This window comes from Lysobacter oculi, from assembly GCF_003293695.1.
Taxonomy (GTDB): domain Bacteria; phylum Pseudomonadota; class Gammaproteobacteria; order Xanthomonadales; family Xanthomonadaceae; genus Solilutibacter; species Solilutibacter oculi.
The window spans coordinates 83,270-110,084 of the sequence record NZ_CP029556.1 but is presented as its reverse complement, the minus strand read 5'-3'; the positions used below and the strand labels follow the sequence as shown (position 1 = coordinate 110,084).

24 protein-coding genes, 1 tRNA gene, 1 pseudogene and 1 riboswitch are annotated in these 26,815 nt (G+C 67.8%); of the genes and pseudogenes, 14 read left to right on the top strand and 12 right to left on the bottom strand.

The annotated features are described in order from the left end of the window. Positions 1-25: 25 nt before the first annotated feature. Entirely contained in the window at positions 26-2,098 is a 2,073-nt protein-coding gene (locus tag DCD74_RS00515; protein ID WP_162615811.1) for a glycosyl transferase family protein, read from the bottom strand. A 171-nt stretch (positions 2,099-2,269) separates the two neighbouring features. Beyond that, positions 2,270-2,342: riboswitch (S-adenosyl-L-homocysteine riboswitch) on the top strand. Between the two features lie 23 nt (positions 2,343-2,365). Here DCD74_RS00515 and ahcY point away from each other — a divergent pair. The 5 genes from ahcY (at position 2,366) to DCD74_RS00490 (ending at position 7,020) form a co-directional block, all read left to right on the top strand. Next, positions 2,366-3,811 carry an adenosylhomocysteinase gene (ahcY, locus tag DCD74_RS00510; protein ID WP_112925597.1) on the top strand — a complete coding sequence of 482 codons (1,446 nt, stop codon included), beginning with the start codon at positions 2,366-2,368 and terminating at the stop codon, positions 3,809-3,811. 63 nt (positions 3,812-3,874) lie between these two features. Then, the gene (gene metF, locus DCD74_RS00505) at positions 3,875-4,705 is read left to right on the top strand and encodes a methylenetetrahydrofolate reductase [NAD(P)H] (RefSeq protein ID WP_112925596.1); all 831 of its coding nucleotides are present in this window, start codon (positions 3,875-3,877) and stop codon (positions 4,703-4,705) included. A 96-nt stretch (positions 4,706-4,801) separates the two neighbouring features. Next, complete coding sequence (locus DCD74_RS00500; protein WP_112925595.1) at positions 4,802-5,407, top strand: hypothetical protein; 606 nt, start codon at positions 4,802-4,804, stop codon at positions 5,405-5,407. 52 nt (positions 5,408-5,459) lie between these two features. Further along, positions 5,460-6,044, top strand: a complete 585-nt coding sequence (locus tag DCD74_RS00495; protein WP_162615810.1) for a DUF4124 domain-containing protein — start codon at positions 5,460-5,462, stop codon at positions 6,042-6,044. Positions 6,045-6,108: 64 nt separating this feature from the next. Continuing rightward, positions 6,109-7,020, top strand: coding sequence for a branched-chain amino acid transaminase (locus DCD74_RS00490; RefSeq protein ID WP_112927583.1), 912 nt, complete (start codon positions 6,109-6,111; stop codon positions 7,018-7,020). A gap of 66 nt (positions 7,021-7,086) precedes the next feature. Here the strand turns inward: DCD74_RS00490 and DCD74_RS00485 are convergent, their stop codons facing one another. From DCD74_RS00485 to DCD74_RS00460, 6 genes and pseudogenes are all read right to left on the bottom strand, one after another. Next, positions 7,087-8,421, bottom strand: a complete 1,335-nt coding sequence (locus DCD74_RS00485; protein ID WP_112925593.1) for a sensor histidine kinase — start codon at positions 8,419-8,421, stop codon at positions 7,087-7,089. Further along, positions 8,408-9,091: a response regulator transcription factor gene (locus DCD74_RS00480; RefSeq protein ID WP_112925592.1), complete on the bottom strand. Its 684-nt coding sequence runs from the start codon at positions 9,089-9,091 to the stop codon at positions 8,408-8,410. The genes DCD74_RS00485 and DCD74_RS00480 overlap by 14 nt, the downstream gene beginning before the upstream one ends. A 229-nt stretch (positions 9,092-9,320) precedes the next feature. Then, positions 9,321-10,178 (bottom strand): annotated as a pseudogene (gene rimK / locus DCD74_RS00475) (30S ribosomal protein S6--L-glutamate ligase); the annotation flags it as partial. Further along, entirely contained in the window at positions 10,175-10,597 is a 423-nt protein-coding gene (locus DCD74_RS00470; protein WP_112925590.1) for an ATP-dependent zinc protease family protein, read from the bottom strand. The gene DCD74_RS00470 and the pseudogene rimK, both read right to left, overlap by 4 nt. Before the next feature lie 63 nt (positions 10,598-10,660). Beyond that, positions 10,661-10,734: transfer RNA gene (locus DCD74_RS00465), tRNA-Gly, on the bottom strand. Between the two features lie 61 nt (positions 10,735-10,795). Further along, positions 10,796-12,667 carry an autotransporter domain-containing protein gene (locus tag DCD74_RS00460; protein WP_112925589.1) on the bottom strand — a complete coding sequence of 624 codons (1,872 nt, stop codon included), beginning with the start codon at positions 12,665-12,667 and terminating at the stop codon, positions 10,796-10,798. 125 nt (positions 12,668-12,792) lie between these two features. Between DCD74_RS00460 and thiS the strand changes: the two genes are divergently transcribed. From thiS to DCD74_RS00435, 5 genes are all read left to right on the top strand, one after another. Continuing rightward, positions 12,793-12,993, top strand: coding sequence for a sulfur carrier protein ThiS (gene thiS / locus DCD74_RS00455; RefSeq protein WP_112925588.1), 201 nt, complete (start codon positions 12,793-12,795; stop codon positions 12,991-12,993). A 360-nt stretch (positions 12,994-13,353) separates the two neighbouring features. Next, positions 13,354-13,572 carry a YdcH family protein gene (locus tag DCD74_RS00450; RefSeq protein WP_112925587.1) on the top strand — a complete coding sequence of 73 codons (219 nt, stop codon included), beginning with the start codon at positions 13,354-13,356 and terminating at the stop codon, positions 13,570-13,572. 107 nt (positions 13,573-13,679) lie between these two features. Then, a complete protein-coding gene (locus DCD74_RS00445) occupies positions 13,680-14,474 on the top strand; it encodes a thiazole synthase (protein ID WP_112925586.1) in 795 nt (264 codons plus the stop codon). Further along, positions 14,471-15,220 carry a tRNA (guanosine(46)-N7)-methyltransferase TrmB gene (gene trmB / locus DCD74_RS00440; RefSeq protein WP_112925585.1) on the top strand — a complete coding sequence of 250 codons (750 nt, stop codon included), beginning with the start codon at positions 14,471-14,473 and terminating at the stop codon, positions 15,218-15,220. The genes DCD74_RS00445 and trmB overlap by 4 nt, the downstream gene beginning before the upstream one ends. 30 nt (positions 15,221-15,250) lie before the next feature. Beyond that, entirely contained in the window at positions 15,251-17,089 is a 1,839-nt protein-coding gene (locus tag DCD74_RS00435) for an SLC13 family permease (RefSeq protein ID WP_112925584.1), read from the top strand. Positions 17,090-17,104: 15 nt separating this feature from the next. On the opposite strand, the gene DCD74_RS00430 is transcribed toward DCD74_RS00435, so the two are convergent. Further along, positions 17,105-17,437, bottom strand: a complete 333-nt coding sequence (locus DCD74_RS00430) for a Rieske (2Fe-2S) protein (RefSeq protein ID WP_112925583.1) — start codon at positions 17,435-17,437, stop codon at positions 17,105-17,107. Positions 17,438-17,516: 79 nt separating this feature from the next. Between DCD74_RS00430 and DCD74_RS00425 the strand changes: the two genes are divergently transcribed. The 4 genes from DCD74_RS00425 (at position 17,517) to DCD74_RS00410 (ending at position 20,496) form a co-directional block, all read left to right on the top strand. Continuing rightward, positions 17,517-17,801 carry a hypothetical protein gene (locus DCD74_RS00425; protein ID WP_112925582.1) on the top strand — a complete coding sequence of 95 codons (285 nt, stop codon included), beginning with the start codon at positions 17,517-17,519 and terminating at the stop codon, positions 17,799-17,801. A gap of 10 nt (positions 17,802-17,811) precedes the next feature. Beyond that, on the top strand, positions 17,812-18,549 hold the full coding sequence (locus tag DCD74_RS00420; RefSeq protein ID WP_112925581.1) for a fumarylacetoacetate hydrolase family protein: 738 nt from the start codon (positions 17,812-17,814) through the stop codon (positions 18,547-18,549). A gap of 60 nt (positions 18,550-18,609) precedes the next feature. Further along, positions 18,610-19,011, top strand: coding sequence for a large-conductance mechanosensitive channel protein MscL (gene mscL, locus DCD74_RS00415; RefSeq protein WP_112925580.1), 402 nt, complete (start codon positions 18,610-18,612; stop codon positions 19,009-19,011). Positions 19,012-19,110: 99 nt separating this feature from the next. Continuing rightward, on the top strand, positions 19,111-20,496 hold the full coding sequence (locus DCD74_RS00410) for a M20/M25/M40 family metallo-hydrolase (RefSeq protein ID WP_112925579.1): 1,386 nt from the start codon (positions 19,111-19,113) through the stop codon (positions 20,494-20,496). Positions 20,497-20,503: 7 nt separating this feature from the next. Here the strand turns inward: DCD74_RS00410 and DCD74_RS00405 are convergent, their stop codons facing one another. From DCD74_RS00405 to DCD74_RS00390, 4 genes are all read right to left on the bottom strand, one after another. Then, the gene (locus DCD74_RS00405; RefSeq protein ID WP_112925578.1) at positions 20,504-21,313 is read right to left on the bottom strand and encodes a TrmH family RNA methyltransferase; all 810 of its coding nucleotides are present in this window, start codon (positions 21,311-21,313) and stop codon (positions 20,504-20,506) included. Further along, entirely contained in the window at positions 21,310-24,444 is a 3,135-nt protein-coding gene (locus DCD74_RS00400; protein WP_112925577.1) for an efflux RND transporter permease subunit, read from the bottom strand. Before DCD74_RS00400 ends, DCD74_RS00405 begins: the two co-directional genes overlap by 4 nt. Continuing rightward, positions 24,441-25,526 (bottom strand): efflux RND transporter periplasmic adaptor subunit, encoded by a 1,086-nt coding sequence (locus tag DCD74_RS00395; RefSeq protein ID WP_112925576.1) that lies wholly within the window; start codon positions 25,524-25,526, stop codon positions 24,441-24,443. Before DCD74_RS00395 ends, DCD74_RS00400 begins: the two co-directional genes overlap by 4 nt. A 212-nt stretch (positions 25,527-25,738) precedes the next feature. Continuing rightward, on the bottom strand, positions 25,739-26,743 hold the full coding sequence (locus DCD74_RS00390) for a class I fructose-bisphosphate aldolase (protein ID WP_112925575.1): 1,005 nt from the start codon (positions 26,741-26,743) through the stop codon (positions 25,739-25,741). Positions 26,744-26,815: the final 72 nt, after the last annotated feature.

The window sequence follows — 26,815 nt, the reverse complement described above, 5'->3', positions numbered from 1 at the left end:
GTTCCATTCCATAGCCGTCCCATGATCATGCTCCCTGCATCTGGGTGGCCAACGCCGAAGCCAGCTGGTCTTCGGTGATGGCTTTCATGTCGACCAGATAGTGGCCGAGTCCCTTGTGGTGGCCGGGGTCGTAGCCGGTCATCGCTTCCTGCAATGCGTTGCGGCGGATGTAACCGGCATCGATCAACACATCGCCGAGCAGGCGCTTGTCGGCAGGCTGCACATGGTCGTCGGGCGTGGTCATGCCACGGATCATGCCGACCAGTTCGGACTCCTTGGCGATGCGCAGTTCGAAGCCATCCGGCAGCAGGCGCTCCAGCTGCGCGAGTACTTCCGGCATCGGCTGGGCGAGCACCGCGACCAGGGTGCGGCCATCGGTCTTCTTGCCGTAGGCGACCATCTTGTTCTGCACGCTGAACCGCAACGGCAGGCGGACGCCATGCACAGACACATCCTCGGGCGCGATCTGCGCGCGCTGCAGGCCCTGCTGCTCGGCGATCGCTTCGGCCAGCACTTCGTCCGACATCACCCCCTGGCGGATGATGATGTGGCCCAGGTGTTGCCCGGTGCGCGCCTGTTCCTGCAACGCGCTTTCGAGTTGCGTGTCGTCGAGCGCGCGCCAGTTGAGCAGCAGCTCGCCCAGGCTCTTGCGATGCAGCATGAGCGTCTCGGGCGAAGGGAACACGTGGTTGGTCTTGTCCCAGGCGATCTTCGTGCCGAACAGCTTGCTGCAGATGTACAGGCGGATGGCGCGCATCGAGGCGAAGAAGTTGATGAAGTTTCCGACGATCATCCGCGGGATCGACATCAGGCCCTGCAGCAGGCCATACAGCCGCGACACGAACCACACGCGCTGCAGCACGCGGTTGAACATCAGGAACAGGTTGATGGCGAACAGCACCGGCACCCACTGGCCCCAGCGCATGAAGTCCGGGCGCCAGTCCTGGCCGGTGAAATGCGCCACCGCCAGCAGGCCGACGAAGTTGAACAGTAGCAGATAGGCGAGCACCACGATTGCCGAGGTCACCAGCCCCTTGCGGTCGCGGAACAGCAGGTACTTGCTGGCCAGGCTGCCCGGCCAGCCGATCTGTTCCCAGCCCTGGATGGCGATGCCCAGCTGCCAGCGCGCCTTCTGCCGATAGGACTGGCGGAACGTGGCCGGGAAGAACTCGCGCGTGGCGATCAGGCTCTTCGCCTTGACGCGCCGCTCTTCGCCGAACAGCGTCTTGCGGCGCACCCAGTGCTCGACCGGGAACTTGACGAACACCGACTTCAACCCGTGCCGGCGCATGCGGATGCCGATGTCGTAGTCCTCGGTCAGCGTGGCGGTATTGAACGGCATCTCGCCGTCGTCGCTCATCATCGCCACCAGCGCGCGGCGGCTGAAGCAGGCCGAGACCCCGGCGCAGGGCACATCGCCCGCCAGGCTCTCGCGCACCACCAGGTCCTTCGAATGCCATTCGGCGAAGTCGTCGATGTAGGTGCCGGCGACCAGGTCGGTCCACGGCCGCTCAAGCGACAGCACCGGCAGCTGGATGAAGTCCTTGCGCGGCAGCAGGTAGTTGAACAGCTTCATTTCCAGCGGGTGGACCACGTCCTCGCTGTCATGCAGCACCACGCCGGCGAACTGCACCGCGTGGCTGCGCTCGTATTCGAAGATCGCCTTGATCACCCAGTTGAGGCAGTCCGCCTTGCAGGTCGGGCCATCCACCGGCACGGTCACCCGGTGCACGTTGCGCATGCGGGTCGCCAGCCGGTCGACTTCGTGGATGGTGTCCGGGTCGTTCTGGTAGGTGCCGACGAAGATCTCGACCGGACCGTATTCGAGCGTGGCGATGGCGTTCTCGACCATCCGCGCGATCACCCCGGATTCCTGCCAGGCCGGGATCATCATCGCCATCGGCTTCTCGGCCGGCTGGTGCAGGGCCGCGAGTTCCAGCGGCGGATGGCGCGGCCGGATCACCAGCTTCCGATACAGCTGGCGTACCCAGTAATAGGCGTCGATGAAGACGTCATCCAACCCGCTGACCAGAATGACGAGCGCGATGACAACGACGCTCCATTCCAGAATCTGTCCGTAGATCCCGATCACATCCATGGCTTGCCCCCTGTGGCGCCACCAACTGCGTGCAGCGCTGGCCTGCTGCCGGCCTGTTAACGTGACACGTGTCACGCTTTTACGCAATGTAGACCCCGGGTTGCAGGATTGCAACGCTGAATTGCAAAATTCTTTACGCATCCCTTTATCGCGACGAAGCGATATACTTCGCCGACCGAGGGGCGCTGCGATGGCCGGGAACTCCCGCCACCAGGCTCGGTACGAACAACGGCGCCCGTGACTGACACCCTCACTCACGGAATCGCCATGAACGCCCAACCCAAGACCTTCTCCCAGGAAGGCGACTACAAGGTCGCCGACATCTCGCTGGCCGACTGGGGCCGCAAGGAAATCGACATCGCCGAGCACGAGATGCCCGGCCTGATGTCCATCCGCGGCAAGTACGCCCCGCAGGCCCCGCTCAAGGGCGTGCGCGTGACCGGCTCGCTGCACATGACCATCCAGACCGCGGTGCTGATCGAGACGCTGAAGGACATCGGCGCCGACGTGCGCTGGGCGTCCTGCAACATCTTCTCGACGCAGGACCATGCCGCCGCCGCGATCGCCGCTTCCGGCACGCCGGTGTTCGCGTGGAAGGGCGAGTCGCTGGAGGAATACTGGGACTGCACGCTCGACGCGCTGTCCTTCCCCGATGGCAAGGGCGGCTTCCTCGGCCCGGAGCTGGTGGTCGATGACGGCGGCGACGTCACCCTCCTCATCCACAAGGGCTACGAGCTGGAACAGGGCGACGAGAGCTGGGTCAACAGCGCCTCGGGCAGCCACGAGGAGCAGGTGATCAAGGACCTGCTCAAGCGCGTCGCCAAGGAGCGCCCGGGCTACTGGACGCAGGTCGTCGCCGACTGGAAGGGCGTGTCCGAGGAGACCACCACCGGCGTGCACCGCCTGTACCAGCTGGCCGAAGCCGGCAAGCTGCTGGTGCCGTCGATCAACGTCAACGATTCGGTGACCAAGTCGAAGTTCGACAACCTCTACGGCTGCCGCGAATCGCTGGCCGACGGCCTGAAGCGCGCGCTTGACGTGATGCTGGCCGGCAAGGTCGCCGTGGTCTGCGGTTATGGCGATGTCGGCAAGGGCTCGGCCGCATCGCTGCGGGCCTATGGCGCGCGTGTCATCGTCACCGAGATCGACCCGATCTGCGCCCTGCAGGCGGCGATGGAAGGCTACGAAGTCACCACCGTCGAAGACACGCTGGGCTGGGCCGACATCTACGTCACCACCACCGGCAACAAGGACATCATCACCCTCGACCACATGAAGGCGATGAAGGACCAGGCCATCGTCTGCAACATCGGCCACTTCGACAACGAGATCCAGGTCGATGCGCTGTATGGCTCGGGCGCGACGCGCACCAACATCAAGCCGCAGGTGGACAAGTTCACGTTCGGCAACGGCAACGCGATCTTCCTGCTCGCCGAAGGCCGCCTGGTCAACCTGGGCTGCGCCACCGGCCACCCGAGCTTCGTGATGTCCAACTCGTTCTCCAACCAGACGCTGGCGCAGATCGACCTGTGGGCGAACAAGGACTTCTACGCGCCGCAGGTCTACATCCTGCCGAAGAAGCTCGACGAGGAAGTCGCGCGCCTGCACCTGGAGAAGATCGGCGTGAAGCTGACCAGGCTCAGCAACGAGCAGGCCGCCTACCTGGGCGTGCCGGTCGCCGGGCCGTACAAGCCCGAGCACTACCGCTACTGATCGCGTCGATGGCGGGTGGCTTCGGTCGCCCGTCTTGTTTCCGCATCCCCGCAGGAGCCGCCGATGGCCGCCGTGCCGCTTTCCTTCGAGTTCTATCCGCCCAAGACCGACGAGCAGCGCGCGCAACTCGACCGCACCGTCGGCAAGTTCAAGCCGCACAATCCCGAGTACGTGTCCTGCACGTTCGGCGCCGGTGGCTCCACGCTGGCCTACACCTCGGAGACAGTCCGCCACCTGCGGCAGCGGCATGAAGTCGAAGCGGTCCCGCATATTTCCTGCGTCGGTGGCAGCCGCGAGGAACTGCGCGAACTGCTCAAGCTCTATCGCGCGCTGGGCTGCAAGAAGATCGTGGCATTGCGAGGCGACCTGCCCTCGGGCATGGGCCAGATGGGCGAGTTGCAATACGCCTCCGACCTCATCGCCTTGGTCCGGGCGGAACACGGCAACCATTTCCGCATCGCGGTCGGCGCCTATCCGGAGACTCATCCGCAATCACGCGATGCCCAGGAAGACCTGGGCAACTTCAAGCGCAAGGTGGAAGCCGGCGCGGATGTCGCCATCACCCAATATTTCTACAACAGCGATGCCTACTTCCGCTTCGTCGACGACGTGCGTGCGCTCGGCATCGACATCCCGGTGGTGCCCGGCATCATGCCGATCTCCAACTTCAGCCAGCTGCGGCGTTTCTCCGATGCCTGCGGCGCGGAGATCCCGCGCTGGATCGAGCAGCGCATGCGCGGGTTCGGGGACGATGCGGACGCCGTGCGTGAATTCGCCGCGGACATGGTCGCCACGCTGTGCAGGCGGCTGGTCGAAGGCGGCGCGCCGGGTTTGCACTTCTACACGCTCAATCTCGCGAAACCGACCCTGAACGTATTGACCCGAATCGACTGAGGTCATTCGAGGTTCACGAAAACAAGGCGTTTTTGGACTTTGCGTTGACGCAAACGCGGGGACGATGGCCGCACCCCCCAAGCGAAGCGTGCCGTCATGAACGTCAGCCGCCCTGTTCTTTCCACCCTCGTCGCCAGCGCCGGCCTGATCGGCATCTTCGCGCTCGGTGCGCTCGGCACCGCCGACGCCAGCGTGCAGAAATGCATGGCGAAGGATGGCTCGGTCACCTACACGGACGGCGCCTGCGGCGCATCGGCATCGCCCATGGCCTTGCCGACGGGACTGGCCCGCGCCGTGGCCGCGAACGACACGGGTGAATTCGGATACGACGCGGACGGCAATGCCGGCGCACCGATCGGCCTGGGCCCGCGTACGACGCAATCCGGTTGCTCGCGCAGCCCCGAGCAATTGCAGGCCGACCTCGGCTACGCCTTCGCCAGCCGCGACATCAACCGCATCGCCGGCAACTACCACTGGGTCGGCCTCAACCAGCGCGATGCACGCGGCATCCTGGACCGCCTCGAAAGCATGTCGCGCGAACGCGTCGCCGAAACCCGCTATATCGACGCCAGCCTCGGCAGCGCCTTCGCAACGGCCGCGACCGCCGACAACGCCGGCTTCCTGCAACTCGCGCTCGCCAGCGGCAGCCCGGTGCAGATGAAGGTCGCCCGCTACCACGGCTGCTATTTCGCCCGATTCTGAATCCATGACCTGCGGCGCTTGCGTGCGCCCGGCGAGCCGATAGATTGGCGGGGTGAACCATCGCCCCGCCTTGTTTCTGCTGCTGGTCCTGTGCGCGCTCATCGGCGCCGGCATGTCGTCTGATGCGGCCGCGCAGAAGATCCGCCGCTGCACGGCCGCCGACGGCAGCACCGTGGTCACCGACAAGCCCTGCGGGGCGATCAGCGCCGCCGAACGCCTGCCTCCCCGCGTCAACGGCGGAGCGCCGCTGTCGGGCGGCATGCGCAGCAACTGCGCGCGCAATCTCGATGACCTGAGCTACATGGTGTCGTCCGCCATCGACCTGCGCGATGCCAACCGCCTCGCCGGCGTGTACCACTGGGTGGGCATGGATGGCAGCAATGCCTATCGCGTCTTCGCGCGGCTGGAGGCCATCGTCAATCGCCCGCTGGTGGACATCGGGCCCTACGGCGGCGGCATCGACGGCGAACCGACCTGGCGCGAGGACGCCGAGGGCAACCTGGTTCCTGTTTATCCCAAGGCACGCGCGCCGACGGGGCTGCGCATCCTCCAATCGATGGGCCGTAACGGCGCCACATCGACCAGCACGGTGTTCGGCCTGCGCCGCCACATGGACTGCCTCTGGATCAGCTTTTGATGCCTGCGTTTGCCGGCGGATGGCCGCGCGGGTGAAAATGCCGGATTCGACGACGGAGCGCGCCATGCAGTATCCCGAATGGATCTGGCACAACGGGCAGATCAAGCCCTGGGCCGACGCCACCACCCACGTGATGGCACACGCGCTGCACTACGGCTCCTCGGTGTTCGAGGGCATCCGCAGCTATGACACCCCAAATGGCCCGGCGATCTTCCGCCTCACCGACCACAACCGCCGCCTGTTCGCCTCCGCGCGCATCTACGACATGCCGATGCCGTACACGCTCGACGAAGTGAACGCCGCCTGCCGCGAAGTCTTGAAGAAGAACGCGCTCGGCGCGGCCTACCTGCGTCCGTTCGCGTTCCGCGGGCTCGGCGGCTTCGGGCTGTCGGCCGACACGCCGACGGAAATGTCGGTGGCGGCGTGGAAGATGGGCGCCTACCTCGGCGATGGCGTGCTGGAAACCGGCATCGATGCCTGCGTCTCCAGCTGGCAGCGCTTCGCGCCCAACACGATTCCTGCGGGCGCCAAGGCCGGCGGCAACTACCTGTCGGGCCAGCTGGTCGCGCGCGAAGCACGCCGCCTCGGCTTCGGCGAAGGCATCGCGCTGGCATCGACCGGCCTGTTGAGCGAAGGCGCGGGCGAGAACCTCTTCCTCGTCTTCAACGGCGAACTGCATACCACGCCGATCAGCGCGGCCCTGCTCAACGGCATCACCCGCAACACCATCATCAACCTCGCGCAGAAATCCGGCATCAAGGTGGTGGAACGCGACCTGCCGCGCGAATACCTCTACCTGTGCGATGAGCTGTTCATGTGCGGCACCGCGGCCGAGATCACCCCGATCCGTTCGGTGGATGGCCGCGTCATCGGTGAAGGCGTGGCCGGCCCCATCACACGCCAGATGCAGAAGCTGTTCTTCGGCCTGTTCGACGGCTCCACGCCCGACGAGCACGGCTGGCTGGAATACGTCTGAGTCCGGCTTCATGACGATGGAAAACGCCGCCCCGGGGCGGCGTTTTCGTTTGCGGCAACGGTGCGGTCAGCGGAACGACAAAGTGGCGATGACGCCGCGTTCCTCACCCGGCACCACGCGCACGTTCCAGCCGTAGAGCGCGCACAGGCGCCGCACGATCGACAGCCCGATGCCGCCACCATGCGTGTGTTCCGCATGCGCGCCACGGTAGCCACGCTCGAACAACCGCGCCGCTTCCTCCGCGCTCAGGCCGGGGCCGGAGTCGATCACATCGACCGAGGTGTCATTGACGCGCACCACCACCGCACCACTCGCCGTGTACTTGACCGCGTTGCCGATCAGATTGCCGAGCGCCACGTTCACCGCCGCCTCCGGCGCGTCCACCATCAGGCCCGGATGGCCTTCCAGCCTCAGTTCCAGCGGCTTGCCGCGCAACTGCAGGCGGTTGGCCTCCAGCAGGTGCTCGGCCACGCGCGAGACATCGGTATTGCCGTGACCGCGCTCGTTGCGCGACAGCTGCAGCAGCGCGTTGGTGAGGTCGGTGCCGTTCTCCTGCGCGCGCTGGATGCGCAGCAGGCGCTGGCGGGTCTTCTCGTCCAGGTTGTCCTGCGACAGCAGCAGTTCGGTGGCGCTGCGGATCACCGCCAGCGGCGTGCGCAGTTCGTGGCTGACGTCGGCGTTGAACTCGCGGTCGCGCTGCACCACATCGGTCAGGCGGTCGGAGTAGTCGTCGAGCGTCTTCGCCAGTTCACCCACCTCGTCATCGGCGAAATGCGGCGCCAGCGCCTCGGGGTCGGAACTGCTGCCGGCGCGGCGCAGGCGTTGTGCGAGATCGGTCACCGGCGACATCACCTTCGATGCCGACCACCAGCCCAACAGCAGCGACACCAGCGCGAAGAACGGAATGGTGAAGTACAGCGCGCGCTCGAACTTCTCGCTGCGGCGCGTGCTCTCGCCCATGTCATAGGCCAGGAAGAACCACTGCTCCGGCGTCTTGCGCACCGCCAGCTTGTAGGTGAAGGGGCTGCCGTCATCGTTCCTGCCGACGATGGGGTGGATGCCATCGCCCAGCCGGTACCAGTCCGGCTGCTCCTGTCGCAGGCTCTCGAACTTTTCCTTCGCCACCACGCGGCCGTACATCTGCTCGACCGGCAAACCGATCTGCTTGCCGCCACTCGCGTAATAGCGCTTGGCGTACTCGTCGATATTGCGGTTCATGACGTCGGTGACCATGTCTTCCTCCACCCGGGTACGCACCCAGTTGGTGGAATAGGCCAGGAGCAACGTCAGCCCCAGCCCCAGCAGGAAGAACGACCAGATGATGCGGCTGCGCAGCCGCCGCCGGCGCCGGTGCATCCGCCTGTTGCCTGGCGGTTTTTCGTCGGCGTTACTGGCTGTCATCCGGCGGTGCGATGCGGTAACCGATGCCGTGGCGGGTCTGGATCAGCGGCACGCCGAAGGGCTTGTCCACCACGCTGCGCAGGCCGTGGATGTGCACGCGCAGCGAATCGGAATCCGGCAGTTCCTCGCCCCAGACGCGGGTTTCCAGTTCCTGCCGCGTCACCACCGCCGGACTCGCTTCCATCAGCGACTGCAGGATCTTGAGCGCGGTCGGGTTGAGCTGCAGCAGCTTGCCTTCGCGGCGCACTTCCAGCGTGTCGAGGTTGTATTCCAGGTCGCCCACCTGCAGCTCGCGCGTCTGCACGCCCTTGCCGCGACGCGCCAGCGCGTTGAGGCGCACTTCCACTTCCTGCAATGCGAAGGGCTTGATGAGGTAATCATCGGCACCGGATTCGAAACCGGCCAGCTTGTTGTCCAGCGTGTCGCGCGCGGTGAGCATCAGCACCGGCGTCTGCTTGCGCGCGTCGTTGCGCAGCTTGCGGCAGACCTCCAGGCCATCCATGCCGGGCAGGTTGAGGTCGAGCACGATGGCATCGAATTCATTGACCACGGCCAGATGCAGGCCGGTCACGCCGTCGGCGGCGAAATCGACCGTGTGGCCGCGGTCTTCAAGGAAATCACCCAGGTTGGCGGCGATGTCCTGATTGTCTTCGATCACCAGAATGCGCATTCGTTACTCCGAGTTGCGGGCACGGCGGGGGCCATGCGATAGCCCGATTCTGTCACAACGCCGTTCGGCTTCCCGTGCGCGGCCTGGCCACGCGCGCGGCCTTGGCCGCCTTGGGCTTGGGCGATGTGGCCTTGGTCTTTTTCTTCGCCTTGCCTTTCACCGCCGGCTTGGCGTTCTTGCTGGCCGGCTTGCGGTTGCGCTTGGCGGTCACGCCGGCATGGCTGGCGAACACGTGGTCGATGATCATGCCGGCGATGTCGAAGCCGGTCGCGCCTTCGATGCCTTCCAGTCCCGGCGATGAATTCACTTCCAGCACCAGCGGGCCGCGATGCGAACGGATCAGGTCCACGCCGGCGATGCCGAGCCCGAGCACCCGCGCCGCACGCACGGCGGTTTCGATTTCATCGGCGCTCGGCTCGACCGCCACCGCGGTGCCGCCGCGATGCAGGTTGGAACGGAAATCGCCGCGCGGCGACTGCCGCTTCATCGCGCCCACCACATGCCCGCCGACCACGAAACAACGCAGGTCCGCGCCCTTCGCCTCGGCGATGAATTCCTGCACCAGGAACTGCGCGTACAGGCCACGCAAGGCCTCGATGACGCCGCGCGAAGCGGACATCTTCTCGGTGAGCATGACGCCGGCGCCCTGCGTGCCCTCATTCAACTTGATGACGTGCGGCGGCGGCCCGAGCATCGACAGCAGGTCGTTGGTGTCATCCGGGTTGTCACCGAACACCGTCGTCGGCAGGCCGATGCCCTGCGCCGCCAGCAACTGGTGCGCGCGCAGCTTGTCGCGGGCCTTGAGGATGGCGTCGGACGGATTGGGCGTGTCGGCGCCCATCAACTCGAACTGGCGCAGCACCGCGGTGCCGTAGCGGGTGACCGAGGTGCCGATGCGCGGGATCACCGCGTTGTAGTCGGCGATCGGCGCGCCCTTGTAATGCATGTCGAAGCCGTCGCTGGAGATGTGCATGTAGCAGCGCAGCGGGTCCAGCACGCGGACGCTGTGGCCGCGCACGCGCGCCGCTTCGACCAGCCGGCGGGTGGAATAGAGCTTGCCGTTGCGGGACAGGATGGCGAGTTTCATCGCGGCAAGCGCCTGCGGTTGTGCAGCCACGAGCGTGACGGATCGACCGTGAAGCCCGGCTGCATGGCGGTGCGCCCGAGCAGCATCGGGAAACGCATGCGGCGGCGGTCGGCGAGGTTGATGTCGATGTCGCGTTCGATGCCGGCCAGCGACAGGCGGGTGCGGATGAACGGGCGCAGGCCGCGATGGCCGCCGGAGTCGGTGACTTCGCGCTCGTCGATGATGGCCGAAGCCGCCTCCACCATCCCCTTGCGGGTCGAGAGCCGGAAACCGGCCCATGGCGCGCCGCCTTCGACAAAGCGCCATTGCGATTCGACATGCAGGCAGGAGCTGCGCGCGCCGGTGTCGATCTTCGCCCGCAGCCGGGCGATGCCGAGGCCCGGCAGGTCCACCCGCTCACGCCAGCCGAGCACGATCATCGATCACTCCCCAAAGCCTGCGTGGACGAAAAACGGCGACCCCGGAGGATCGCCGTCTGCAACTGGAGCGGGTGATGGGAATCGAACCCACGCTAGCAGCTTGGGAAGCTGCAGTTCTACCATTGAACTACACCCGCGAGGCCCGAAGTCTATGCCGCGCGCGACGCGCTTGGCAATCGCGCGCGCCGGGCCCCGGCCTCAGAAACGCTTGCCCACCGTGAGGTAGGCGGAGGTGTTGCTGCCGCCGTCCTGGCCGATGGTCAGGGTGCTGCCGCTCAGCATGTCGAGGCCCCAGAGGTGGCTGCGCACGCCGAAGGCCAGCGTGCCGTAGCTGTCGTCGAACTTGGGCGCCGGCACCGCATACGGCGCGCTGGCCGCGAGCGAGGTCATCTGCGCGAAGGCCTGCGTCGGCGCATCGCCGAACTCGCGGTCGATGGTGGCGCGCAGGAACGGCTTGATGTGGTCGTTGAGCGCGAAGTCCGCCTGCCAGCCCAGCGAGGCCTGCAGCGAGTCGAAGTCCTGCGCCGGGAAGGCCAGCGCGGTGGACAGTTCCGGCTGCGATTCGGTGTAGCCGTCGATCTCGATGCGCTGCGCCAGCACGCGTGCCACCGGGCCGTGGCTCAATGCGCCGTGCTGGAAGCGCCAGCCGCCGCTCAGGCCGGCGCTGATGTTGTCGCCGCTCGCCGTGCCCGTATGCGTGCGCATGGCCGGGCCCAGCCAGATGTCACGGTTCACGTCGAAGTCGAGGCGGTTCCAGCCCAGCTGCGCATCCACCCAGCCGCCCTGCCCGTGCCAGCCGATGTGGCCGCCCAGGCCGGCTTCCTTCTGCCGGTAGTCGCCACGGCGCGCACCGTAGTCGATGCGCTGGCGCCCGACATTCCCGAAAACGCCATAGACCAAAGCGCCGGAACGCTGGTCGAAGCCGGCGGTCAGCGTCATGCCGCTGCCATCGTGGCCGTCGCCGGCCATACCGCGCTCGTAGCGCTGGTTGTCGTAGCGCACATCACCCCACACGCGGCGGCCATCGAAATCCTGCAGCGTGTCGAAGTGGTCGGCCAGCATGTCGGCGCGGGCGCGGCCGGTCACGGCGGCCGAATGCGGCAGCACGGCGATCTGGCGCGGGCCCTCGATGGTCGCCGTGGCGTAATCGGCCAGGATCTTGTGCGCGGCGGTGGTCGGGTGGACGCCATCGGCGAACGCATACGAAGACGGCGCGGACGGATTGACGTAGCTGGTCGGGTTGCAGGTCAGCGACTGCGCGGTGATCTGTGGCTGGCAGGCGGTGCCGGTGACGTTGCTGAAGTTGTAGGCGGCCGGGTTGGCGGCGACCTCGCGCAGGAAGGTGAAGGTGTTGAGCGGGATCACCCGCAGGTTCTGCGCCTTGAGCGCGGCGAACAGCGCGTCGTTGTAGCCCTTCGCCAGCGCGGTGCCGGCGGCGGAATTGGCCGGGCCCTGCGCCAGGAAGCCCGGGGTCATGCCGAGGTCGGGCACGGTCGGCACCAGGATGTACTGCGCCCCGGCGGCGGTCAGCTTGCCGACGATGCCCACCTGCGCGGTCACCGCCCCCCCGATGGTCGCCTGCGCCGGTGCGCCTGCCGTCACCGCGAACAGGTCGTTGGCGCCGCCCCATACGGTGTAGAGCGCGTTCGGATTGGCCTTGCCGCCGGTGCGGGTGAGATAGGCGGTGACCTGGCTCGCCAGCGACGGCGTGTAGCCGAGCGCGCCGGCACCATCCACGCCCACGCGCGCGCCGCCCACGGCGTAGTTGCTGCCGGCTTCAAGGCGCGGCGTCGCGCCGGTCGCGGTCCAGCCCATCGCCGCATTGGTGCCGTAGTAATCCGCCAGGTATTCCGACCAGACCAGGCCCGGGTTGGTGGTGAACTTGCCGGTCACCGCCTGCGCCGAAGCCGGCAGCAAGGGGCGGAAGAATCCAGCATCGGTCAGGCTGTCGCCGAAGAACACGGTTTCGTCGAAGGTGCTGGCATGGGTCTGGGCGAAGGCCGGGGCGGCCAGCAGGGCCAGCGAGGCGGCGACGGTCAAGGCAAGGGGACGACGGGTGAGGCGGGTCATGGTGGTTTCCGTTGTTATTGCACGAATGTGACAGCGGAATCGTTCCACTCCATACGCGTCCGTACAAGCCGCAGTGCAACAGGGCCGGCGCTGGCATCGCCGCGCGGAATGCCGACAATGGCGGCATGGATATCCGGCTCAATGGCGAACCGCGTTCGCTGCCCCACCCCATCGCGCTCGACCAGCTGCTCGCCGACGAAGGCCTGGCCGGCCGCCGCGTCGCCGTCGAGATCAACGGCGAGATCGTCCCGCGTTCGCGCCACGCGGAGCATCTGCTGGCGGAGGGCGACGTCATCGAAATCGTCCACGCGCTCGGCGGCTGCTGAGTCACCCGGCGGGTTTCCATCGACGACATGATCGGGATGCGGCTTCGTCCCCCTGCCACGCCAATCGGGCGAACGGAAACCCTGCGGAAAACCGGCCAGTTCCAGCGCGCGCGAAGCGATTTCCGCAGCATGGATCGCGTCGCGTAATGACTTCCTAACAGCTGGCCGAAGCCGCCGATGAACGGTCGGTTCTGGCCGTTGCATCCGGCGCGAAAGCGGGCGTATGGTGGTTCTGCCGACGCGGCCTCCGCCGGTCTGCTCCGGATGCCCTGATGCCGCGGCTTCCCCGCCGCCCGCCCGCATCCCCTGCGATCGGCCCCGCTGCGCCGGCCCCATTCGCCACGCAGAAGGAGACATTGCATGTTCGAAGAGCGTTCCCAGAGCGAAGTGGACAGCCTGATGAAGCAGAGCGTCGAGTTCCGGCAGCTGTATTTCCATCACCAGGAACTCGACAAGAAGGTGGCCGATGCCGAACACGGCGTCCTGCCCCTGGGTGATATGCAGTTGTCGCAGATGAAGCGCGAGAAGCTGGTCGCCAAGGAGCGACTGATCAACCTCGCGGACCGCATGCAGGCCTGAGGCGCGACGCCCGGGCATCCCCATGCAGCCACCGGGATCAGGTGGCTGCATGGGTCGCAGGACAGCAGCGCCTCGTGCCGGCGCGGGGCCTGCGCCATAATTCACGGATGCATACCTTCCCCGACCCGAAGCCGCTGGTCATCGCCGGCAAGTCCTATCGTTCGCGCCTGTTGACCGGCACAGGCAAGTTCAGGGACCTTGACGAAACCCGCGCCGCCACCGAGGCCGCCGCCGCCGAGATCGTCACCGTCGCGATCCGCCGCACCAACATCGGCCAGAACCCGGGCGAGCCCAACCTGCTCGATGTGCTGCCGCCCGACCGCTACACCCTGCTGCCCAACACCGCCGGCTGCTACACCGCCGATGACGCGGTGCGCACCTGCCGCCTCGCCCGCGAACTGCTGGACGGCCACAGGCTGGTCAAGCTGGAAGTGCTGGGCGACCAGAAGACGCTCTACCCCGATGCCGTCGCCACGCTGGCCGCCGCCGAGACGCTGGTGAAGGACGGGTTCGATGTCATGGTCTACACCAGCGACGACCCGATCCTGTGCAAGCGGCTGGAGGAGATCGGCTGCGTGGCGGTGATGCCGCTGGCCGCGCCGATCGGTTCCGGGCTGGGCGTGCAGAACCGCTACAACCTGCTGGAGATCGTCGAGAACGCCAAGGTGCCGATCATCGTCGATGCCGGCGTCGGCACCGCCAGCGATGCGGCGATCGCCATGGAACTCGGCTGCGACGGCGTGTTGATGAACACCGCCATCGCCGGCGCGCGCGAGCCGGTGCGGATGGCGCATGCGATGAAGCTGGCGGTGGAAGCCGGCCGCGAGGCGTTCCTCGCCGGGCGCATCCCGCGCAAGCGCTACGCCAGCGCGTCGTCGCCGGTCGATGGCCTGATCGCGTGACCGACCCGTTTTCCAGCGACGGTGCCAAGGCGCCGCCGAAGCCGTTCACCCTGGAGGAAGGCCGCCGCCGCGTGCGGAGCTTCGTGCTGCGGCAGGGTCGCTTCACCCCCGCGCAGCAGCGCGCCTTCGATGCGCTGTGGCCGCGCTTCGGCATCGACTACGCCGGTGCGCCGCGTGATTTCGATGCGGCCTTTGGGCGTGCGGCCAGGCGCATCCTCGAAATCGGCTTCGGCAACGGCGAGGCGCTGCGTTATTCGGCCGGTCTGGACCCGGAACGCGACCACATCGGCATCGAAGTGCATGCGCCGGGCGTCGGCCGCCTGCTCAACGCGCTCGATGCGGACAACGCCGCGAACGTGCGCCTGTACCACCACGATGCGGTCGAGGTGCTGGAAAACGAAGTCGCCGACGGCAGCCTGGACGAAATCCGCATCTACTTCCCCGACCCCTGGCACAAGAAGCGCCACAACAAGCGCCGGCTGGTGAACCCGGCGTTCGCCGCGCTGCTGGTGCGCAAGCTCTCGCCCGATGGCCGGCTGCATCTGGCCACGGACTGGGAAAACTACGCCGATCAGATGTGGGACGTGCTGGACGCGACGCCGGGCATCGTCAACCGCGCCGGGCCGCGCGGACAGGTGCCGCGCCCGCCGTGGCGGCCGCAGACGCACTTCGAGACACGCGGGCAGCGGCTGGGCCACGGTGTCTGGGACCTGCTCTACGACCGCGTGGACACGCCCGCGGGCTAAGCTGCCCGCACCGCCCCGACCGCCCCCGCGATGGATACCGCCCTCACCCTCACCACCGACATGAAGCTCGTCCTCGGGCTGGTGGCGCTGACGATGGGGCTGTTCCTGTTCGACCGCCTGCGCCCCGACCTGGTCGCGCTGGTGGTGCTGGTGCTGCTGGGCCTGACCGGGCTGGTGGCGCCGGAAGACCTGTTCGGCGGGTTCGCCGGCAACGCGGTGATCAGCATCATCGCCACCATGATCCTGGGCGCGGGGCTGGAACGCACCGGCGCGCTGAACCGGCTGGCCGGCTGGCTGCTGCGCCGCGCCGACGGCAGCGAGCGTCGCCTGCTGCTCTACACCTCGGCGATGGCGGGCCTGAATTCCTCGCTGATGCAGAACCCGTCGGTGATGGCGCTGTACCTGCCGGTCGCCTCGCGCCTGTCCGCGCGTACCGGCGTGGCGCTGTCGCGGATGCTGCTGCCGATCGCCGCGGCAATCATCATGGGCGGCGCGCTGACCATGGTCGGCAATTCGCCGCTGATCCTGCTCAACGACCTGCTGGTCTCGGCCAACGCCAACCTGCCTTCCGGCGCGGTGTCGCTGAAGCCGCTGAAGATGTTCGCGCCGCTGCCGATCGGCCTGGCGCTGGTGGCGCTGTCGCTGGTGTATTTCCGCTGGCGCGGCGACCGCCTGCTGAGCCATGACGATGACGGCGGCGTCACCCCGGCGCGTACCCAGAGCTATTTCGCGCAGGCCTATGGCATCGAGGGCGAGGTTTACGAACTCACCGTGGGCGCGGACAGTCCGCTGGTCGGCATGACGCTGGGCGAAGCCGAGATCCTGCCGGGCGCGCCGATGGTGCTGGCGTTGAAGTCGAGCGAGGAAGCCCGCCTCGCGCCTTCGGCCGACCAGCGCATCTGGGTCGGCGACGTGCTCGGCGTGATGGGCCAGCAGGAGGCCATCGCGCAGTTTTCGCAGGCCAACTTTTTGCGGATGAATTCACGGCTGCGGCAGTTCGCCGAGCTGTTCAACCCGAGCCGCGCGGGCATCGCCGAAGCCGTCATCCCGCCCAACTCGCGCTTCATCGGCAAGACCGCCAGCGAACTGCAACTGCGCAAGAAGTACCGGCTGAGCCTGCTGGCGGTGAACCGCGACAAGGAAGTGATCCGCGACGATGCGCGCAAGCTGCCGCTCCGCGCCGGCGACATGCTGGTGCTGCACAGCTTCTGGCGCAGCCTGGGCGATGCGGGCGCGAAGAAGGATTTCGTCGTCGTCACCGACTATCCCAAGGGCGAGCAGCGCCCGCACAAGTTCAAGATCGCGATGGGCATCTTCGCGGTGACGATGCTGATCGCGCTGTCGTCGCGCATCCCGGTGCCGATCGCGCTGATGACCGGCGTGGCCGGCATGCTGCTGGCCGGCGTGATCAACATGGACGAGGCCTATGCCTCGATCAACTGGAAGACCGTCTTCCTCATGGCCTGCCTGATCCCGCTGGGCTGGGCGATGGATTCCTCCGGCGCCGCCGCGTGGGTGGCCGGCCACACCATCGACCAGATTCCGACGGGTACGCCGCTGTGGCTGATCGAAGTCGCGCTGGCGGTGCTGACGGTGTCGTTCTCGCTGGTGGTCAGCCATGTCGGCGCGACCATCATGATGGTGCCGCTGGCGATCAACCTGGCGCTGGCCGCGAACGGCAACCCGATGGTGTTCGCGCTGATCGTGGCGCTGTCGGCGTCCAACAATTTCATGACCGCGACCAATCCGGTGATCTCGATGGTGGTCGGCCCCGGCAATTACAGCGCGCGCGACCTGTGGCGCATCGGCCTGCCGCTGTCGGCGCTCTACACGGCGCTGATCGTGTTGATGGTGAATCTGCTCTGGTGAAGCGGGGCCGGTGCCTCAGGCGCCTTCGACCGGCTCCACCAGGCCATCGCGCACCTGCACGGCGACCGCACGCAGCGACTGGCCGCGACACGGCCCACCCACGCATTCGCCGCCCGGCAATTCGAAGCACGCGCCATGCACGGCGCAGATCAGCTGGCCGTCGCGGTTTTTCAGGAATTGTCCCGGCGCCCAGTCCAGCCGGCGCCCGGCATGCGGGCAGACGTTGAGCCAGGCGCGGACCTCGTTGCCGCTGCGATGCAGGATGACCGACTCCGGCGCGCCTTCGACCGCCATCTCGGTTTCCGCCAGGCCGCCGTCCTCGATCATCTCCAACCTGATGGGCGTCATGGTTTAACGGGCTCCTTACATCTGCGGCCGCCTCGGGCCGGATACTGGCTGCCCGATTGACCGGGCCCCGGAGCCTTCGATGTTCGCACACTGGCTGCACCATCCGCAGATCACCCGCCTGCAGGCACGCTTCGCCGCGCGCCGTCCGCGCCATCCGCTGACGCGGGTGCTGGTCGCGTTACTCGGCGTGGCCCTGCTGCTGGTCCTGCTGGTGGTCGGCATCGCAGTCGGTGCGTTGATGCTGCTCGGTGCCGGCATCTGGCGTCTCCTGCGCCAGCGCGGCCGCCCGCAGGCCGCCGGTGCGCGGGTGATCGAAGGCGAATTCCGCCACGCGCGCCACGGCGCGTTGCCACACGCCCACTGAGTTCCGACGCATGACCGACCTGGTGCCCGCACGCCCGCCCGTGCGCCTCGCCGTGCGCGGCATCGAGGGGATGGACGATGCAGGCTTCCCGGTCCGCCGCATCTACTGCGTGGGTCGCAACTTCGCCGACCATGCCCGCGAGATGGGCGCCTCCGCGCCCGCGTCGAAGGCCGAACGCGGCACGCCGATCTTCTTCCTCAAGCCCGCCGATGCGCTGGTCGCCGATGGCGTCGTCCCCTATCCGCCGGGCACCGCCGACCTGCAGCACGAAGTCGAACTGGTCGTCGCGCTCGGCCGCGATGCACCGGCCGGCGTGCTCACGCGCGATGCCGCCGCCGCGCTGGTGCTCGGCTACGGCGTGGGGCTGGACCTGACCCGCCGCGACCTGCAGGGCGCCGCCAAAGCCAAGGGCCTGCCCTGGGACACCGGCAAGAGTTTCGATGCCTGCGCCGTCGCCGGCGACCTGTGGGCGAAGGACGCGACCGGCGACATCGACGCGCTCGGCCTGTCGCTGCGCATCAACGGCGGACTGCGCCAGCAGGGCCGCTTCGCCGACCTGATCTGGGACGTGCCGGACATCCTCATCGAGTTGTCCCGGCTGTATGCGCTGAAGGCTGGCGACCTCATCTACATGGGCACGCCGGCCGGCGTCGCGCCGCTGCAGGTGGGCGACCGCTTCGAAGCCACGCTGGACGGCACCGGCGCCCGGCTCGAAGGGGCGATAGTCGAAGGCGCTTGGAGCGGGTAATCTCGGCCCGTCGCGCATGTCTCGGCATCGTCCAGAACAACAATCAAAGAGAGGCACGACATGGGCATCATCAGCGAGTTCAAGGAGTTCATCGCCAAGGGCAACGTGGTCGACCTGGCGGTCGGCGTGGTCATCGGCGCGGCCTTCGGCAAGATCGTCACAGCGCTGGTGGACGGCATCGTCATGCCGGCGATCGGCGCGATGACCGGCGGCGTCAGCGTCAGCGACTGGAAGCACGTGGTCTCGCCCGCGCAGATCGGCGCGGACGGCAAGGAGATCGCCGCCGAAGTCGCGATCCGCTACGGCGCGTTCATCCAGACGGTGATCGATTTCATCCTGATCGCCTTCGTCATCTTCCTGTTCCTCAAGGCCTACAACCGCATGCGCAAGCCGGCGGAAGAAGCCGGCCCGGCCGAGGAAGTGCTGCTGCTGCGCGACATCCGCGATTCGCTGAAGAAGTAATCGCCCGCCATCGCTGCGCTTCCATCCGGAAGTGGGGCGTCAAGGCCGCCGGAGCCGCGCGCGTTATGCTCGCGGCTTCGTCGTTTCTGGAAGCTGCCGATGCGCCTCGCCGTGCCGATGCTCGCTCTTGCCCTCGCCCTGCCCTCCACGGTGCAGGCGCGCGAAACCCGCATCCCGCAGACCGCGGTGAAACAGGCGACGCAACTCCGCGACACCGCGATGCAGGACGACACCGGCTGGCAGGTGCTGGAATCGCTGACCACCGAAGTCGGCCACCGCATGCCCGGCACCGAGCACGACGCGCGCGGCGTGGCTTGGGCGAAGGCGAAGTTCAAGGCGCTCGGCTATGACCGCGTGTGGACGCAGGACGCGACGTTTCCGCTGTGGATCCGTCGAAGTGAATCGGCGCGCGTCGTCGGCCCGCATTCGCAGGCGCTGGCGGTGACCGCGCTCGGCGGCAGCCCGGGCGGCACGGTCGAAGCCGAGGTGGTGCGCTTCGATTCCATGGACGCGCTGAAGGCCATGGCGGACGGCTCGCTGAAGGGCAAGATCCTGTTCGTCGATGTGGTGATGGCGAATTACGGCGTGGGCTCGCGGATCCGCCGCGACGGCCCGCGCGAGGCGATCCGCACCGGCGCGTCGGCCTTCGTGATGCGCTCGGCCGGCACCGACTGGCATCGCAACCCGCATACCGGCATGGCGCTTTCGCCCACCGTGCAGGGCGCGGTACCTTCGGCGGCGCTGGCCAACCCCGATGCCGACCAGCTCGCGCGCCTCGCCAAGCGCGGCCCGACCACGCTGCACCTCGCGCTGGACTGCGGCTTCAACGGCAGCTACACCTCGCAGAACGTGATCGGCGAGATCACCGGGCGCAGCCGGCCTAAGGAGATCGTCGCCATCGCCGCCCATCTCGATTCGTGGGATCTCGGCACCGGCGCGGTGGATGACGGCATCGGCATCGCCACCACCATGGCCACCGGCGCGCTGATCAAGAAGGCCGGCCTGCGCCCCGCGCGCACGATCCGGGTGATCGCCTTCGCCAACGAGGAACAGGGTTACGCGGGCGGCCGCGTGTATGCGGAGTCGATGAAGAATGATGTCGCTTCGCATGCCATCGTCGCCGAGAGCGATTCCGGCGTCGGCCTGATCGAAACGCTCGGCGGCCAGTGGCATGCCGATGCCGACCCGGCGATGCAGCAGGTGGCCGACGTGCTCGCGCCGCTCGGCATCCAGTACACGCCGCACAAGGGCGGCGCCGAATCCGAGATGGAGCTGCTCGAGGCGATGGGCGTGGCCGCCGGCTATCTCGGCCGCGAAGGCGAGCACTACTTCGACCTGCACCACACGCCGGACGACACGCTGGACAAGGTCGATCCGAAATCGCTGCGCCAGAACGTGGCCGCCTACACCGCGTGGACATGGATGGTGGCGAATGCCGATGGCGGATTCGGCAGCGCGCCCAAGCCGGCGGAAGCGAAGAAGTAATCGCGGCTCAGGCGCGGGCGCGCGAGGCCCACTGCGCCAGCAGCACGGCGGTCGCGCTCGCCACGTTGAGGCTTTCCACCGCGCCGCTGCCGGGGATCGACAGCCGAAGGTCGCAGCGCGCGGCGAATCCGCGATCCATGCCGCTCTGTTCCGCGCCCATCACATAGACGAGGCGCTGCGGCATCGGCGTGGCGAAGAGGTCGTCGCCGCCGGAGACCAGCGTCGCGGCCAAAGTGAAACCGGCGCGATGCAGCGCGTCGATGTCCGAAGCCGCATCGCCCATCCGCACGAACGGCACCGACTCCGCGCCACCTTCCGCCACGCGCGCGGCGGCACCCGACAGCTGCAGGTCGCTGCTGGAAGGCAGCAGCAGGCCGGCCACGCCGAAGTGCGCGGCGCTGCGCAGGATCGCGCCCAGGTTGTGCGGGTTGCCCACGCCATCCAGCCACAACGCGCAGCACGGGCCTTCGGGCAGGGCGGCCAGCCACTCGGCCAGCGATTGCGGCGGCTCGCGCTGCACATCGGCGACCACGCCTTCGTGGTGCGCGCTGGCGGCGAGCTTGCGCAGGTCGTCCTCGGCCACCACGCGATAGCCGACGCGGTTCGCGGCGCACCACTTCAGCATCGCCTTCAACTGCGGCATGCGTGCTTCGGCCAGATAGAGCTTGCGCAGCGCTTCCGGCCGGCGTGCGAACAGCGCCTGCACCGCGTTCACGCCGTAGATGCGGAGTTCGCGCGGGTCGCGCGTGGGTGTGGATGGTGCGGCTTCCGGCGCTTCCGGTTTCCAGCGCGTGCCCTGCCACGGTGAACGGCTCATGCGTGGCCTCCGGCCTGCGGGGTGTCGGCTTCGAGTTCTTCCAGCCGGCGCGAGAGCGCTTCCGGCGACTTCGTGCGCGGCGCCAGCAGCGCGTAGAACGCCGGCACCACGAACAGCGACAGGAAGGTGGAGAAGGCGAGCCCGAAGATCACCACGATGCCGATGGTGCCGCGGCTGGCCGAGCCCGGGCCGCCGGCCAGCACCAGCGGCACCGCGCCCATGATGGTGGCGATGGAGGTCATCAGGATCGGGCGCAGGCGCACCGACGCGGCTTCGACGATGGCTTCGTGGACGCTGCGGCCGGCATCGCGCAACTGGTTGGCGAATTCGACGATCAGGATGCCGTTCTTCGCCGCCAGCCCGACCAGCATCACGATGCCGATCTGCGAGAACAGGTTGAGCGTGCCGCCGCTGATCCACAGGCCGATCAACGCGCCGAGCACACCCAGCGGCACGGTGAGCATGATCACCAGCGGGTGCAGGAAGCTTTCGAACTGCGCGGCCAAGGCCAGATAGACGATCAGCAGCGCCATCGCGAAGGTCAGCAGCACTTCGCCACCGGACTGCTGCAGTTCGCGCGACTCGCCCTTCCAGCTGATCTGTGCGTGGTCGGGCAGTTCGGCGCGGGCGGTGTCCTGCGCCCAGGCCACGGCATCGCCCAGTCGATAGCCCGGCGCAAGACCGGCGGACAACGTGATGGAGCGCAGGCGGTTGAAGCGGTTGAAGCTGGCCGGCTCGGCGATTTCCTTCAGCGTGACCAGGTTGCCGAGCGGGATCAGCGTACCGTCGCGGCCACGCACCTGCAGCGCATCGAGGTCGGCGATGGAAGCGCGCGCGTCGCGGCCGGCCTGCAGCATCACGTCGTATTCCTCGCCGTTGTCGACGAAGGTGGTGACGCGGCGGCCGCCCATCATCGTCTCCAGCGCGCGACCGATGGCTGTCGCGGTGACGCCGAGATCCGCCGCACGCGCCTTGTCGATCAGCACGCGCATCTGCGGCCGGGTTTCCTTGTAGTCGGAATCCGCGCCGGTCAGGCCGGGGTTCTCATCCATCTTGGCCAGCAGGATGTCGCGCCACTGGGCGAGTTCGGCGTAGTCCGGTCCACCCAGCACCATCTGGAACGGCTGGCCGCGCGTGCGCACCAGGCCGCCACCCACCTGCGTGCGCACGCGCACGCCGTTGAGCCCGGAGAACTTCTTCTGCAGGGCCTCGGCCACTTCGGCGGTGGACTGGCTGCGTTCGTGCCAGTCCTGCAGGAAGATGCTGGCGCGGCCGGTGTGCATTTCCTCGCTGGCACCGAAGCTGCCGGGCACGCGCGGATTGGCGCGCACGATCGGCTTGCCCTCGCCGATCTCGCCGCCGAGGATCTTCTCCACCTTCTGCATCTGCGCCACGGTGTAGTCGAAGCCGGCGCCTTCCGGTCCTTCCATCGTCAGCTGGAACGAGCCGCGATCCTCAGCCGGGGCCAGTTCGCTGGGCAGCAGCTTGAACAGCGCCACCATCGCGAGCAGGCAGACCACCATCGCCGCACCGAAGAAACCGACGCGATGCACGTGGCGATCGAGCGTCTTCCCGTAGCCCACCGCCACCTTGTCGAAGCGCGCGTTGAGCCAGGCGCTGACGCGATTCTCTTTCACCGCGTGCGGCCCGGCATGCGGCTTGAGCAGCTTCGACGCCATCATCGGCGTGAGCGTGAGCGCGACGAAGGCGGAAATCGCCACCGCCGCGGCCAGCGCCACCGACAGCTCGCGGAACAGGCGGCCGGTATTGCCCTGCAGGAAGCCGACCGGCAGGAACACCGCGATCAGCACCGCCGTCGTCGCCAGCACCGCGAACGCCACCTGCGCGGTGCCACGGCGTGCGGCGACCAGCGCCGGTTCGCCCAGGTCGACGCGGCGCTGGATGTTCTCCACCACCACGATCGCGTCATCGACCACCAGCCCGATACACAGCACCAACGCCAGCAACGTGAGCAGGTTGATGGTGAAACCGAACGCCCACAGCGCGGTGAACGAGGCGATCAGGCAGACCGGCACCGTGACTGCCGGGATCAGCGCCGCACGCACGCTGCCCAGGAACAGCCAGATGACGATGAGCACCAGCGCAACCGCTTCCAGCAGGGTGGCGTAGACGCGCTCGACGGCGGTGTCGATGAAGGTGGTGCTGTCGAAGGCGACGTAGATCTCGGTGCCCTCGGGCAGGGTTTTCTGGATGCGTTCGGCCTCGGCCTTGGCTTCGCGGGCTACATCGAGGCTGTTGGCGGTGGAGGTCTTGACGATGCCCAGGCCCATCGCCGGTTCGCCATTGCTGTGGTAGTACGAGCGGCGTTCGGCGGATTCCAGCTTCACCTTCGCCACATCGCCCAGCCGCACCACGTAGCCGTCGCTGCCGCGCCCGACCGGCATCGCCGCGAACGCCGCATCGCTGGTGTAGTCGCGGGCCACGCGCAGGATGAAGTCGCGGTCCTTCGACTCGATGCGGCCCGCGCCCAGTTCCACGTTCTCGTTGCGCAGCGCGGTTTCGATGTCGGCGGCGGTCAGGCCGCGCGCGGCCATCGCGTCGCCATCCAGCCACACGCGCATCGCATAGCGCTGGCCACCGCCCAGCCGCACCTGCGCCACGCCTTCCAGGCTGGACAGGCGGTCGACCAGGTAACGCTGCGCGTAGTCGGTGAGCTGCAGCATGTCCATCTTGCTGGAGCGCAGGTTGAGCCAGAGGATCGGGTCCGAGTCGCTCTCGACCTTGCTGATCTCCGGCGGGTCGGCCTCTTCCGGCATGCGGTCGGCGACGCGGCTGACCGCGTTGCGGATGTCGTTGGCGGCGGCCTCGATGTCGCGCGTGGGCAGGAATTCGATGCTGATGTCGGAGCTGCCGTTGCGGCTGCGCGACTCAATGGTGTTGATGCCCTCGATGCCGGACAGCGCGTCCTCCAGCGTCTGGGTGATCCGGGTCTCGACCACGCTGGCCGACGCGCCCGGATAGCTCACCTGCACCGAGACGATGGGCGGGTCGATGGCCGGCAGTTCGCGCAGCGTCAACCGGGTGAAGGCCATCACGCCGAGCACGACCAGCAGCAGGCTCATCACCACCGCCAGCACCGGCCGGCGGATCGACAGGTCGGAGATCTTCATCCGCCCGATGCCTGCTTCGGCGGCGCGCCGGCTTCGACCACCTTCGCGCCGGCCTTGACCTTGCCGACGCCTTCGGTCACCACGCGATCACCGGCGGCCAGGCCCTTCGACACCATGACCTGGCCGGGGATGCGGCCGCCGACTTCGACATTCGCCTTCTCGACGCTGCCGTCGCCGTTCACCCGCCACACGAAGGTCTCGCTGCCGACCTGCTGCACGGCGATTTCCGGCACCACCAGCGCCGGGGCTTCGCCACGCGCCAGCCGCACCTCCATCAACATGCCGGGCTTGAGCGCACGGTCGGGATTGGGGAAGTCGGCGCGCACGGTGGCGGCGCGGCTGCCCTCGTCCACGCGCGCGGACACGGTGGACACGGTGCCGTCGAAGCTGCGGCCCGGCCATGCGGCGGTGGTCGCACTCACCGCCTGGCCGGTCCCGGCACCGGCGAGCGCGCCTTCCGGCAGCGGGAAGTCCACGTACACGCGGGCGATGTCGTCCAGCGTGGCGATGACCGTACCCGGCGTGACCAGCGCGCCCGGGCTGACCTGGCGGATGCCGAGCACGCCGGCGAACGGCGCGCGGATCTGCCGGTCGGAGAGGTTGGCGCGGACCTGCGCGACCTGCGCGCGGGCGGCGTCGCGGGTGGCGCGCTGGCTGTCGAGCGAGGCGCGCGCGATCAACTGCTGCGCGGCCAGCTGGGCCTGCCGCTGGTAGAGCTGTTCGGCTTCGGCGGCACTGGCTTCGGCGGCGCGCAAGGCAGCCAGTTGCTGCTGCCCGGTCAGGGTGACCAGCACCGCGCCGCGCCCGACCTCCTGCCCGCTCTCGAAGTGGACGCGCTGCACGCTCTCGCTGACCTTGGCGGTGACATCCACCGATTCCCGCGCACGCACCGTACCGAGCGCCTGCACCGTGTCCTGCCACGGCTGCTGGCGCACGGTCTCGATGCCGACCGGCACCGGGCGGTCGCGGTCGCCGCCTTTCTTCGCGGCTTCGTCATTGCCGCCCCGGCAACCGGGCAGCACGGTGAGTGAAGCGGCAAGCAACAGGCAGGCGAAGGCCTGCGTGGGGGAACTCAAGCGCATGGGCCGTGGAAACATGGGGAAAACGTGATTGTAGCCAGCAGGCATCAACACGCCGTATGCCATCGGGCATGGCGGGAGGCGGTCAACCGATCGGCGCCCGGGGCGTTACCGGCCCGCCATCCCCCTGCGCATCGCCCAACAAAAACGCCGGCACAAGGCCGGCGTTTCCGTCGATGCAGGCTGATCCCCGCGAAGGCATCAGCGGGTCGGCATCAACCTTCCCACTTGCCCAGCGCGGCCAGACCGTTGGCCTTGGCGCGGGCGTAGACGGTGTCCTGCGCCTGGGCCCAGTTGCCGGTCATGTCCTGCGACCACAGCTTCAGCGCGGCCTGCTGCATGGCGCGGCCGTAGGAGAAGCTGAGCGGCCACGGGTTCGGGCCCATGCGGTTCATCGCGTCGAGGTGCGCGGTGGCGGCCTCGTCGCTCTGGCCGCCCGACAGGAACACGATGCCCGGCAGGATGGCCGGCACGGTCGACTTGAGGCACATCAGGGTGGCTTCGGCCACTTCCTCGACGCTGGCCTGCTCCGGGCAGTTCTTGCCGGGGACGACCATCGAGGCCTTGAGGATGGTGCCTTCCAGCATGACGTTCTGCTGGTAGAGCGCGTCGAACAGCGAGCGCAGGGTGACTTCGGTGACTTCGTAGCAGGTCTCGATGTCGTGGTCGCCGTCCATCAGCACTTCCGGCTCGACCATCGGCACCAGGCCCTGCTCCTGGCAGAGCGCGGCGTAACGGGCCAGCGCGTGGCTGTTGGCCTCGATGCAGCTGCCCGACGGCATGTCTTCGCCGATGGTGATGACCGCGCGCCACTTGGCGAAACGGGCACCGAGCTTGTAGTACTCCTTCAGGCGCTCACGCAGGCCGTCCAGGCCTTCGGTGACCACCTCGCCCGGGAAGCCGGCCAGCGGGTGCGTGCCCTTGTCGACCTTGATGCCCGGGATCATGCCGTTGTCGGCCATGTACTTGGCGAACGGCACGCCGTCCCGGGTCGACTGGCGCAGGGTCTCGTCGAACAGGATCGCGCCGGCCAGGTATTCGTTGGCCTTGGGCGTGGTCAGCAGCAGCTCGCGGTAGGCGCGGCGGTTCTCCTCGGTGCAGTCGATGCCGACGCCGTCGAAGCGCTTCTGGCAGGTGGAGGCGGACTCGTCGATGGCGATGATGCCCTTGCCCGGGGCGACCATCGCGCGGGCGGTTTCGGCAAGCTGTTCGATGCTCATGGCGGCTTCCTAGGGTTTCGGGTAAAGCCGCGATTATACCGGGCGAAAATGCCCGGGAGCCCGATCGGGGGC

Excerpts from the sequence above, each read along its gene's own strand:
- thiS (WP_112925588.1), top strand. The coding sequence starts at position 12,793 with ATGGATATCCGGCTCAATGGCGAACCGCGTTCGCTGCCCCACCCCATC.
- DCD74_RS00515 (WP_162615811.1), bottom strand. The coding sequence starts at position 2,098 with ATGGATGTGATCGGGATCTACGGACAGATTCTGGAATGGAGCGTCGTT.
- DCD74_RS00405 (WP_112925578.1), bottom strand. The coding sequence starts at position 21,313 with ATGAGCCGTTCACCGTGGCAGGGCACGCGCTGGAAACCGGAAGCGCCG.
- ahcY (WP_112925597.1), top strand. The coding sequence starts at position 2,366 with ATGAACGCCCAACCCAAGACCTTCTCCCAGGAAGGCGACTACAAGGTC.
- DCD74_RS00480 (WP_112925592.1), bottom strand. The coding sequence starts at position 9,091 with ATGCGCATTCTGGTGATCGAAGACAATCAGGACATCGCCGCCAACCTG.
- DCD74_RS00390 (WP_112925575.1), bottom strand. The coding sequence starts at position 26,743 with ATGAGCATCGAACAGCTTGCCGAAACCGCCCGCGCGATGGTCGCCCCG.
- DCD74_RS00490 (WP_112927583.1), top strand. The coding sequence starts at position 6,109 with ATGCAGTATCCCGAATGGATCTGGCACAACGGGCAGATCAAGCCCTGG.
- DCD74_RS00425 (WP_112925582.1), top strand. The coding sequence starts at position 17,517 with ATGTTCGCACACTGGCTGCACCATCCGCAGATCACCCGCCTGCAGGCA.
- DCD74_RS00430 (WP_112925583.1), bottom strand. The coding sequence starts at position 17,437 with ATGACGCCCATCAGGTTGGAGATGATCGAGGACGGCGGCCTGGCGGAA.
- DCD74_RS00420 (WP_112925581.1), top strand. The coding sequence starts at position 17,812 with ATGACCGACCTGGTGCCCGCACGCCCGCCCGTGCGCCTCGCCGTGCGC.
- mscL (WP_112925580.1), top strand. The coding sequence starts at position 18,610 with ATGGGCATCATCAGCGAGTTCAAGGAGTTCATCGCCAAGGGCAACGTG.
- DCD74_RS00485 (WP_112925593.1), bottom strand. The coding sequence starts at position 8,421 with ATGACAGCCAGTAACGCCGACGAAAAACCGCCAGGCAACAGGCGGATG.
- DCD74_RS00400 (WP_112925577.1), bottom strand. The coding sequence starts at position 24,444 with ATGAAGATCTCCGACCTGTCGATCCGCCGGCCGGTGCTGGCGGTGGTG.
- DCD74_RS00450 (WP_112925587.1), top strand. The coding sequence starts at position 13,354 with ATGTTCGAAGAGCGTTCCCAGAGCGAAGTGGACAGCCTGATGAAGCAG.
- DCD74_RS00445 (WP_112925586.1), top strand. The coding sequence starts at position 13,680 with ATGCATACCTTCCCCGACCCGAAGCCGCTGGTCATCGCCGGCAAGTCC.
- DCD74_RS00410 (WP_112925579.1), top strand. The coding sequence starts at position 19,111 with ATGCGCCTCGCCGTGCCGATGCTCGCTCTTGCCCTCGCCCTGCCCTCC.
- DCD74_RS00395 (WP_112925576.1), bottom strand. The coding sequence starts at position 25,526 with ATGCGCTTGAGTTCCCCCACGCAGGCCTTCGCCTGCCTGTTGCTTGCC.
- DCD74_RS00435 (WP_112925584.1), top strand. The coding sequence starts at position 15,251 with ATGGATACCGCCCTCACCCTCACCACCGACATGAAGCTCGTCCTCGGG.
- metF (WP_112925596.1), top strand. The coding sequence starts at position 3,875 with ATGGCCGCCGTGCCGCTTTCCTTCGAGTTCTATCCGCCCAAGACCGAC.
- DCD74_RS00500 (WP_112925595.1), top strand. The coding sequence starts at position 4,802 with ATGAACGTCAGCCGCCCTGTTCTTTCCACCCTCGTCGCCAGCGCCGGC.
- DCD74_RS00460 (WP_112925589.1), bottom strand. The coding sequence starts at position 12,667 with ATGACCCGCCTCACCCGTCGTCCCCTTGCCTTGACCGTCGCCGCCTCG.
- DCD74_RS00470 (WP_112925590.1), bottom strand. The coding sequence starts at position 10,597 with ATGATCGTGCTCGGCTGGCGTGAGCGGGTGGACCTGCCGGGCCTCGGC.